9 protein-coding genes are annotated in these 9,669 nt (G+C 67.0%); 7 read left to right on the top strand and 2 right to left on the bottom strand.

What is annotated here, in order from left to right; genetic code table 11:
* Positions 1-270 precede the first annotated feature (270 nt).
* The 5 genes from VJT49_RS22095 (at position 271) to VJT49_RS22115 (ending at position 6,296) form a co-directional block, all read left to right on the top strand.
* Positions 271-432, top strand: a complete 162-nt coding sequence (locus tag VJT49_RS22095; protein WP_324166798.1) for a hypothetical protein — start codon at positions 271-273, stop codon at positions 430-432.
* A gap of 76 nt (positions 433-508) precedes the next feature.
* Positions 509-1,639 (top strand): HEXXH motif domain-containing protein, encoded by a 1,131-nt coding sequence (locus VJT49_RS22100; RefSeq protein ID WP_324166799.1) that lies wholly within the window; start codon positions 509-511, stop codon positions 1,637-1,639.
* Between the two features lie 10 nt (positions 1,640-1,649).
* On the top strand, positions 1,650-4,988 hold the full coding sequence (locus VJT49_RS22105; protein WP_324166800.1) for a hypothetical protein: 3,339 nt from the start codon (positions 1,650-1,652) through the stop codon (positions 4,986-4,988).
* 561 nt (positions 4,989-5,549) lie between these two features.
* Positions 5,550-5,768, top strand: a complete 219-nt coding sequence (locus tag VJT49_RS22110; RefSeq protein ID WP_324166801.1) for a hypothetical protein — start codon at positions 5,550-5,552, stop codon at positions 5,766-5,768.
* Between the two features lie 30 nt (positions 5,769-5,798).
* Positions 5,799-6,296, top strand: a complete 498-nt coding sequence (locus VJT49_RS22115) for a hypothetical protein (RefSeq protein ID WP_324166802.1) — start codon at positions 5,799-5,801, stop codon at positions 6,294-6,296.
* A gap of 505 nt (positions 6,297-6,801) precedes the next feature.
* Here VJT49_RS22115 and VJT49_RS22120 read toward each other — a convergent pair.
* Together VJT49_RS22120 and VJT49_RS22125 are read right to left on the bottom strand one after the other, a co-directional pair.
* On the bottom strand, positions 6,802-7,404 hold the full coding sequence (locus VJT49_RS22120) for an ImmA/IrrE family metallo-endopeptidase (protein ID WP_324166803.1): 603 nt from the start codon (positions 7,402-7,404) through the stop codon (positions 6,802-6,804).
* 1 nt (position 7,405) lies between these two features.
* Entirely contained in the window at positions 7,406-7,777 is a 372-nt protein-coding gene (locus VJT49_RS22125; protein ID WP_324166804.1) for a helix-turn-helix transcriptional regulator, read from the bottom strand.
* A 104-nt stretch (positions 7,778-7,881) separates the two neighbouring features.
* On the opposite strand from VJT49_RS22125, the gene VJT49_RS22130 reads away from it, so the two are divergent.
* The gene (locus tag VJT49_RS22130) at positions 7,882-8,103 is read left to right on the top strand and encodes a DUF2188 domain-containing protein (protein ID WP_324166806.1); all 222 of its coding nucleotides are present in this window, start codon (positions 7,882-7,884) and stop codon (positions 8,101-8,103) included.
* 767 nt (positions 8,104-8,870) lie between these two features.
* Positions 8,871-9,575 (top strand): alpha/beta hydrolase-fold protein, encoded by a 705-nt coding sequence (locus tag VJT49_RS22135; protein ID WP_324166805.1) that lies wholly within the window; start codon positions 8,871-8,873, stop codon positions 9,573-9,575.
* Positions 9,576-9,669: the final 94 nt, after the last annotated feature.

Genomic DNA, 9,669 nt, shown 5'->3' on the forward strand with positions numbered 1-9,669 from the left:
GGCGGAAAGCCGAACCAAGTCGCATAGTGGTACGTCGCTGAGATCGATCAGCTCGGACTCCAGATCCATTGCGTTGACGCTCACTTCGGTACGCCCTCCCCTGCCTTCGGTGTAACCCGGCGGATACATTCCATGATGCCGGATCTTCGTCCGGGACGGAATACTTCTGTTCTCCACGGACGGGCCCGTGTGGTGTTTCCCGTTCGTCGGTCTCGCTTTCGCGGCGCCCGTCAGGCACCATGGAAGGGGTTTCAGTTCGAGGAGGCCGGGTTGAAGTTCAGGATGTCCAACGGTCGCGTCGTGTCCGATCTACCCGATCTCACCGGCGTCTCGCTGGCGGAACTTCCCGCACTGGACGGACCGCGGGTGGATGTGGTCCTGGAACAGGTGCTCGACCATTCGGATGACCAAAACCAAGAGCAGCGTGACTAGGACCAGCGGAGACGCCACGGTGGCGGGCCCGCGACGGTGTTTCCCGTGCTCCGGCGTGCCCGGGCATGAGGTGCCCTTGGCGGTTATCGACCAGATCTTCGCGGGTCCGGTCGACGTCGTGAGCCTGGCGGAACTCGAGGCCGCCCAGCACAGTAGGCGTTTGCTCCTCCTGAAGGCGGTGCTCGAATCGGGGGACGCCGACTACCGGGGGGCCTGGCGCACGCTGGTGGCGGCCCAGCAGCGCGACCGGTGTGCGGTGCGCGCCATCTTGATGTACCCGAGCGTCGGGACTTGGCTGGTCAGGGCGTTGCGTGCGGCGCGGAGCGCGCTGAGGGAAGAGGTGCCGACCAACTCGTACCTGAGTTCTGTCGCCGCGGCGGCCTCGATCCGTACCGGCCTCGACGCCACCCTCGATGTGCCGGCGTGGCACGGCCGCGTGACCTTGCCGACGATCGGGCAGGCCGGGCCGGTGGGCGACGGGTCGCGGGAGTTCGTTCCGTTGGGTGAGTTGTGTTTCGACTCGGGCGAGAAGTGGTGGCCCTTGCGCAGGCATCGGAGCACCGAAGGTGAACACTCGGTGCTGTGGACGATCGACGATCTGGATCCGTACCGCGAATTCGGCGATGTCCGGCCGCCGGCGAGGCTGGACTCCGGTGAATTCGCGGACTGGTGCGGACTGCTTGACGAGGCTTGGCGAATTCTCGTTTCCCGGCATCGGGCCTACGCGGCCGAGCTGGCGGCGATCCGCCCGGTCATCGTGCCGGTTCCGCCGGGACGCGGCATCGTCGCGTCGTCCTCGTTCTCGGCTTTCGGCGCCATGATGGTGGCGCCCCATCAGTCCGCGGTTTCTCTCGCCGAAACGCTGATCCACGAGGTACAGCATTCGAAACTCAATGCCCTGCTCAACCTGGTGCCGTTGGAACACGACGAGTCCGGCCGGCGCTACCGTGCGCCGTGGCGCCGGGATCCGAGGCCGTTGGCCGGTCTGCTGCACGGAATCTACGCCTTCACGGCGGTGGTCGAGTTCTGGGCGGCGGAACAGCGCTCCCGGACCGGCCTCCGCCGGACGGCTGAACGCGAATTCGCCGATCACCTGGAACAGGTGCGCGAGGCCGTGCTGACCGCCCGTTCGGCGGACGAGCTCACCGAGTTCGGTAGGCGGTTCCTCGACGCCGTCGACCGGAGATTGAGCGCGTTTCCCGGGTGACGGAAAGCTCATGACGAAGACCTTCAGCTACGCGGACGCGGTTCGCCTGCTCGGTGGAACCGGTGGAAAGCTGTTGGAAACGCTGGACAACTCGACCGGGGGAGCGCTGCTCGGCGCCACCGTCGGTGTGCCCAACATCCTCGGCTGTTTCGGGCTCAGCGCCAAGTTCGTCCAGCTGGGTCAGGCCCTGGTGGCCACCCTGAGCGAACGCCGGAACGGCCTGAGCCGCTTCGACCGGACCCAGCGGCTGCACGCCGCGCATTCCGTCATCGTGATCACGTCGTACTTCGAAGCGATCGAAGCTGCCGAGTTGCCGCTGCCCTTCGGGGATCTCGCCTTGACGAAGGCCGAGCAGGTGGCGCTGGTGACCGACCGGGCGCCGCCGGGCGCGCGGGCCGCCGAACTGATCCGGGAGTTGCTGGGCACGCCCATGCCCTTGCCGACGCCGCAGAGCCCGCACGAGGTGACGGTGCGCGCTCTCCGGTCGTTCTACGAGGAGTTGTCGGCTCGCCTGATCCAGTTCATCAGGGGGCTTGCGGCGTGGGACCGGCTGGACGACACCCAGCGGTACCGGTTCGAGCGGGCGGTTGCCTCGGTGCCCGCGTCCGCGACCGAGGGTTACGAGCGGCTTCTGCGTAGCCTGGCCGCCGACTTTCCGGAAGTGGGGCACTGGGCGAACCTGAAGGAGCATCAGGCGACCCGGTACGAGGTTCGCCGGCTGCGCATCGCCCTGGCCGAGTTGGAGCACCTGCTCCGCGAGGCCTCGATCGGTACCGTTCCCAACGAACGCCGCGCCGGGTTGACCCGTGCCTACCAGGCCGCCTTGGACCGCCCGGTCATCGAGCCGGGGGACGTGCCCGAAAACATCCGGATACCGACGCTTCGCGAGGCCTATCTCGATCCGTTCTTCCGGGTGGCGGACGTGCCGCCCGGTGCGGCACCGAGCCGTGAGTCATGGTGGCGGGACGTGCCCGTGCGCGACGATCTGAACAACTTCCTCGCGGGCTACCTGACCTCGCCGCAGGCCACCCAGGCGCCGCTGCTCGTCCTGGGGCAACCAGGTTCGGGAAAGTCCGTCCTCACCCGTGTCCTCGCCGCGCGCCTGCCGCCCAGCGACTTTCTCGTGGTGCGGGTGGTCCTCCGCGAAACCCAGGCGGACATGGATGTGCAGGACCAGATCGAGCAGGCCATTCGCCGGACCACCGGAGAGCGGCTCGAGTGGCCTGCGCTGGCGAGGTCCGCCGGAGACGCGTTGCCCGTCGTGCTGCTGGACGGTTTCGACGAAATGTTGCAGGCCACCGGGGTGAGCCAGACCGACTACCTGATGCGGGTGCGCGCCTTCCAGCATCGCGAAGCGGATCAGGGGCGCCCGGTGTCCGCCATGGTGACCAGCCGGATCACGGTCGCGGATCGGGCGCGCATTCCGGACGACACGGTGGCGGTCCGGCTGGAACCGTTCCATACCGAGCAGGTGACCGCCTGGCTGGAGGTGTGGCGGGACACCAATGCGCGCTACTTCCGTGAACGGGGCTTGACCGCGCTGCGCCCCGATGTCGCGCTGCTTTACCGTGAACTGGCCGAACAGCCGTTGCTGCTACTCATGTTGGCGCTGTATGACGCGGACAGCAATGTTCTCTCCAACGGCCGTGACGGCGCGACCGGGTTCAGCCGCGCCGACCTGTACGAGCGGCTGCTGGTGCGGTTCGCCCGGCGCGAAGTGGCCAAGGTCGGCGAGGGCTACTCGGCCGATGGCATGGATCGTGCGGTGGAGGAGGAACTTCGCCGTCTCTCCGTGGTCGCCTTCGCGATGTTCAACCGGAACAGCCAGTGGGTGACCGAGTCGGACCTCGAACGCGACCTGAGCGCGCTGCTGGGCAGCCGGTGGAAGAGGAGCGAGGGACAGGACTTCTACGCTCCGCTCGGGGCGGCGGAACTGGTCATCGGCCAGTTCTTCTTCATCCAGGAGTCGCGGACGGTGTGGGGAGATCGCCGGCTCCATACCTACGAATTCCTGCATGCGACCTTCGGTGAGTTCCTGGTGGCACGGTTGTCCTGGCAGGTGCTCGCCGGCATGGTCGCGCGCCAGTCGGCCACGGAGCTGAGCATGCTGGGTGCCGGCGCCCGGGATGACGCCTTGTTGTTCGCGTTGTTGTCGTTCACGCCGCTGTCCTCACACCCGTCGATCATCGGTTTTCTCGCCGAATTGAGCGATCTCGCGACCGAAAGCGAACGGCTGTCGCTCGCCACCTTGCTGGTCCGGCTGTGTCCGCTGGCCTGGGACGGGCGGGGAGATCGCGGACGCCTCGACTATGAGCCGCGGCCGATGCCGACGCCGACCAGGCATTCCACCTACAGCGCGAACCTGCTGGTCCTGGCGGTCATCGCGAAGGGTGAGGTCCGGGCGAGCGAACTGTTCGGTGCGTGGGATCCGATCACGCCCTGGTACCGGCACGTGCTGCTGTGGCGGTCGCAGATGAGCCGCATGGAGTTCGTGGGCCTGGTCGAGTCGGTAGCGCTGCGGCTGGTCGGGGACGAGCATGGTCAGGACCTGGTGCTGACCCTGGACGACGGCTCCTTCGTCACCCCGGACGTGGACCTTGACTGGATCTTCGATGTCAGCCGGAAGGACCTTTCCGGTGAGCCGGCCGTTCTCGTGCAACCGGATCAGCACCCGAACAGCCTCGCCAGGCGGGCACATTTCTCCGTGGCCAAGGTCGACGCACTGGTCCAGCATCTGCTCGAGCCCCTCACCTCGGCCCTGCCGGACTCGGTGAACTCCCTGCTGCGCTGGCCGGACGTCCAGTTGCACTCGGCGGCGAACCTGTTGATGCGGACCGTTTTCCTGCCGCTCGAGGGCGGCCGGACCGAGCAGGCGGCGGAGGCCTACCGGCGATGTGCCGACGTCGCGGCCCTGGACCGCTTGCCGTGGCAGGAAGAGAAGCGGAACAGGTACGCCAAACTCCTGCTCGAGCGGCTGGCGGTGGACGAAAACGCGTCGGCCGCGGTGATCGACGACGTGTCGAGCACCCTGCTCCCGCTGCGCGGTGTCCGGGCCGAAATCGCGCGGTGCGTCCTCACCGCGCTCGGCAAGGATCCGCACCGCGACCGCAACCTTGTCGTGAAGCTGGATTCCCTGATCGACGCCGACTTCGCCAGGGCGGAGCCGACGACGGCACTCGAGTCGTGGACGAGGCTCGTCGAGCTGGATCTCCTGGACCTGGCCGGGGGCGTCCTGTCCAGCGCCACGGTCTTCTTCCGGCTGCTCGATGCCGGTGCGGTGAGACCTGAACTGGTCAAGCGAACGCGCTGGGCGCTCGCCGACCGAGGCTTCGCCGGCCTGTGGGGCTGAGCAACCTGGTTCACAAAGCCCTTGGCGGAGGTCGGTACCCGGGCCGCTCGACCTGGTGACCGTGTCTTCGGTAGAATCTGTGGTATGGACCAGTCAACCGCCGTCCTCACTCCTGCTGATCGGGCTGCAACTGCGGCGGCATCCTGACCGAATTCGGCCAGGCGCGGGGGCCTTGCCTCGTGGGCGGGTGGCTGGTAGCCTATCGAACAGGTGAACTACCGGCTGTGCTGCGTGGGGCCGAGCCGGGCATGGACGCGAGAGCGTGATTACCGCCGAAACCAACCGTTTAGCACACGAAAGTCGATTCACCATGGCGCGTAGTTCCCGGGAAACCATCCCACCCCGTTCTGGCTGCTCGAGCCGTGTTCCGTCCTGGTGCGACGGCGTGCATGAGGACGATGACTTCATCGACGACCGGTGACATAGTGTCGTGTAATGGAAGCGGGTTTACACCGTCGCAGGCAAGCTTCCGCTGGTCACACCATGATCGACTGTCTGCGCGGTAAAGCTCAAACGATTACGTGACAATAGGAACAGTTGGCGCGAACAAAATTGTCCACAATGGATCCCTGTCGTGCCGGGTTCGGAAGCGAGGCCGGCGGCGTGCACTATGAACCGTGCGCACTGGACGTTCGTCTCGAACAAGGCTATCGCGCGCGGGAACCGCGAGTTCAGCTCGAAGCGGCCCAGGAGGGTGGCCGGTTCGTCCTCACCTTGGCGGAAGCCGAGCGGCTCGGTAAGCCGCTCGCCAAGGCCGTCGCGCTGGCCGGGAGCGATTGATTTTCGGGTGCGACGGGTATTGACTGAGGTATGCGTCGCACTCTCCTCGGGATCTACCTGAACGACCATCTGACTGGGGCGATGGCGGGCGTCGAGCTGGCCAGACGGCTGGCCCGGAACGAAGGCGAGTGGGCGGGTAACGGCAAGCTCGAGCGGCTCGCGGAGGAGATCGAAGCCGACCGGGAAGAGCTGCGCAAGATCATGGCGACCCTGGGGGAGCCCGTCCGGCCGATCGGAGTCCTGCTGGGCCGGGGGGCCGAAAAGCTCGCTCGTTTCAAACTCAACGGGCGCGTCGTCGCGCGCTCGCCCCTGAGCCGCGTCATGGAACTCGAGGCGATGCGGCTCGCCGTCGAGGGAAAGGTCGCGGGATGGCGCACGCTCCGCGCGCGGGCCATCCTCGACCCGAGGCTCGACAAGAGCTCGCTGGACGACTTGATCGCCCGCGGCCGCGGGCAGATCACCCGGTACGAACGCCTCCGTGTCCGTGCGGCGACCGAACTGTTCGGCGGCGAGGCCCCGCTCGCCTGACCACCTGCATGCCTGGGATCGCCAGCTAACTGCCGGTGCGGCTCGCCCGTCGACTGCCCGGCTGGGGCGTGGCGGTGTGGTTCGCCGGTTGGTGGCGCGGCTGCGGCGTGCCGGTGTGGTTCGCCGGTTGGTGGTGCGGCTGCGGCGTGCCGGTGTGGTTCCCCGGTTGGCTGCTGGTGTGGCGCGCTGGCCGACTGCCGGTGCGCTCCCAGTTGACTGCCTGTCGCCTCCCTGGTCGGTCGGAAGGTGGCTGGCCCGCGTAGGCCTTCGCTCGCGTTGCGTCACCTACCTGAGAATCGGTCGTCGGGTGGCATTCGCCAGCCCGTTTTATGGGTCCCGTGGGTCCCGGTTCAGCGAACGCCGCGCAATAGGCCGTCCGTCAGCCCGCCCAGCTCGCGCCATACTCGCCTGCCGCGCGCACGGGCCCCGCGCGATGTCAGGGCTCGTCTTGGGGGACCGGCCTCGGCCGACTCGGCGGGCCGGTTCCCCAAGCGGCGAACCACTCTCAACCCGCCGTCAGCGCCGAAACGGCATGCTCCCTTGCCCACCGGTGCCAGCTGCGGGCGGCGATCTTCCGTGCCCCCGTCACGTTCATCCGCCATCGCGCCATTGGCAGGCTGACACGGAAATAACCGGCCACCGAACGATCCGACCAGCCCTTGAAGGCGGCGGCCCGGGCCGCGTCGCTGGGAATCAACAGTTCGCCGGACAGTTCCGCGGCCTCCTCCTCGATCTCGGCCACGCCCGCCCGGCATCCGTTCTCGTCGGTCAGGGTGAGACCGAACGGGTGTTCCAGCAGCACGTGCGCCATCTCGTGCGCGATGGTGGAGCGGCGCCGCACCGGATGGTGTACGTGATTTTCGATGATGAGCGCGCCACTGGGCTGCAACGGGACGAGCGCACCCGAGAACACGTGCGGCCGTTCCTCGGTGAAGTGCCGCACCGACTCCGCCGGCAGGCACGGATTCGACAGGTCCACGACCTCGATGCCGTAGAGCTTGGCCAGCGCGTACGGGTCCATCGCCGCGAAGGCGTCGATCCCCAGTTCCGCGCGTACTTCACGAGTGATCTCCCGCGCCTCCTTGCGGAAGCCGCGTCGCAGGGCCACCTCAACCTCCCCTTTTCTTGGCTCTGAAGTGACGGATCGTCATGTTGACCACGTCGATGAGATGTTGCCGATCGTCTTCGGCGAGTTCGTCCTGCGCTCGCAACAGTGGCGCGATCTGTGCCTCCAGGGACAGCTTGCGCCGCCTGCCCGGGCAGTCCTCCGGCCACACCATGAACGTCTCGGCGGGCATGCCGAGCCATTGCACCAGGGCGATGAAGCCGTCGAGGTCGGGCCGGTGCCCGTTGCCCATCCGGCTGAGCAGTGAATTGCTCACCCCTGCTTCGGCGGCGAGTTGCCGCCACGACAGTCCGTTCGCGGCCCGCTCCGCGTCCAATGTGGCGTAGAGCTTCCCGGTGTCCAGCCGCCCACTCATCGTTTCACCCTCGCCGAGACGTGCCAGCCCTGCCACACCGGTGTATCATTACTGATACATGTTGCGCAACTGCAACACCGTGGCAACAGGAAGGGGGCGTGACCATGGCGCGCAAGGTGTACTGGGTCTCTCCCATGCTGGGCAGCTGGGACGTGCTGAACGGCGACCTGGTGGTCTCCCATCATGCGCGGAAGCGCGACGCGGTCGCCGCGGCCGCGCGGCTGGCCAGGGTCGACCGGCCCAGCGTGCTGAAGATCCGCCGGAGGGACGGCTCGATCGAAAGCAGGCGCCTCTACGGGAACGACCCGCTGCCACGTCCGGACTGAGGCGGGGGCTTCGGCCGAAATCTCGAACATGGGTTCGAGCATAGGGGTGGGGTCCGACAATGAGGGCCCGCCCGGCCCCACCCCTGTCGCCACCCCCCGGCCGCGCCGGTCTCGGTCGTGGCTGCGGTCGTGCGCCGATTGCCGCCCCGGTGCGACACCGGCAGTCCACCTTCCCGGTCGGGAAATCGTGATTCCGCTGCCGCCGCGCAGATGCCGGAAAAGGAACACTCAACCGCTTTTCGCGCGCAAAATGCCCCGCGGTTTCCTCTGCCGGACAGTGGGCAGGGATTCGCCCGAACGTAGCAATGGCCGATCCCGGCGGCGGCCGTAGCGTGAGCGGTAATCACCGAGCTCACAGCTCAAGGGGGAGCGACGATGTTCCGGGCCATGGTGGCGGCGACGGTGATACTTGTGGATTGCGGGGCGATGCCGGTGGCGACGCTGGCGACGAGTCCTCCCACGCCGAACTCCCACGGACTGACCTTGGTCGGAATGACCGAGGTCAACGAACGACTGCTCGACGTGGTGGTCTCGACCGAAGAGATCTTCCAGCCCATGCACCTCAAGATCTACCTTTCGGCGGGCTACCGCAATTCCACGCGACGCTATCCGACGCTGTACCTGATGCATGGCGGCGGCAGTGTCGTCGACAACGCCGGATCGTGGCTGGAGGAAGGTGACGTCGCCGATATCGTCGACCAGAGCGGGTATTCGGGGATCGTGGTGATGCCCGAGGCGGAAGGCCGGCTTTTTTCGCCGGCTGGGCCTTGCCGGACGACGGCGGGCGCCGCCCGGGTTGGGAGACGTTCCACATCGGACAGTTGCTGCCGTGGATCGACGAGAACTTCCGCATCCTGGCTGATCGGGACGACCGGACGATCGCCGGGATTTTGATGGGCGCGTGCGGCGCGCTCAGCGACACCGCGCGGCACCCCGAGCTCTTCTCCGCCACGGGCAATTTTTCCGGCGACCTCGACATCATGCGGTCCTCGACGATGAACGTCGTCGGTGCGTTCGTGTCCCTGGTGTACGGCACCGCCATCACCAACGACCAGAAGTCCGTGCCCGGTTTCCTGGCGCGAGGCCCCGAGAGTGTTTTCGGCCCCTACCTGACCTGGCCGACCCGAAACCCCGTCACCCTGGTGAACGTGTACCGCCAGCGTGGTATCAGGATCGCGTTGTACGCGGGAACCGGCTTCGACCAGACCGGGTTCGACTTCTTCGAAACACTCGCGAAGGCTCAGGCCGACGGGATGCATCTGCAACTCGCGGTGTCGGGAGTAGTCAACCGGTACTGCTCCGGTCCAGGCGCCCACGTCTGGACGTACTGGCAGGGCGACTCCGCGGACTTCCTCCGCTGGGTCTCCGGCTCGCCCTCGGCGGCCTGCCCCAACAACTGGGGCAGGCCACAACAACGGGTCGCGGCTAGGCCTTCAGTAAGCGTGTCGTGCGGTAGATCTGCCCGTAGATAGGTCAAGGGCCTTATGCTGCCTGGGTTTTGCGCGCCAACGCAGCCCAGTCAGAAAGGCCCTTGTGGTGAAGAAGGTATCGCATGAGCAGAGTCGG

This window comes from Amycolatopsis sp. (assembly GCF_035276945.1).
GTDB lineage: Bacteria > Actinomycetota > Actinomycetes > Mycobacteriales > Pseudonocardiaceae > Amycolatopsis_E.

Bases quoted from the DNA above. Each gene is read 5' to 3' on its own strand.
- VJT49_RS22105 (WP_324166800.1), top strand. From the start codon at position 1,650: ATGACGAAGACCTTCAGCTACGCGGACGCGGTTCGCCTGCTCGGTGGA.
- VJT49_RS22110 (WP_324166801.1), top strand. From the start codon at position 5,550: ATGGATCCCTGTCGTGCCGGGTTCGGAAGCGAGGCCGGCGGCGTGCAC.
- VJT49_RS22115 (WP_324166802.1), top strand. From the start codon at position 5,799: ATGCGTCGCACTCTCCTCGGGATCTACCTGAACGACCATCTGACTGGG.
- VJT49_RS22125 (WP_324166804.1), bottom strand. From the start codon at position 7,777: ATGAGTGGGCGGCTGGACACCGGGAAGCTCTACGCCACATTGGACGCG.
- VJT49_RS22130 (WP_324166806.1), top strand. From the start codon at position 7,882: ATGGCGCGCAAGGTGTACTGGGTCTCTCCCATGCTGGGCAGCTGGGAC.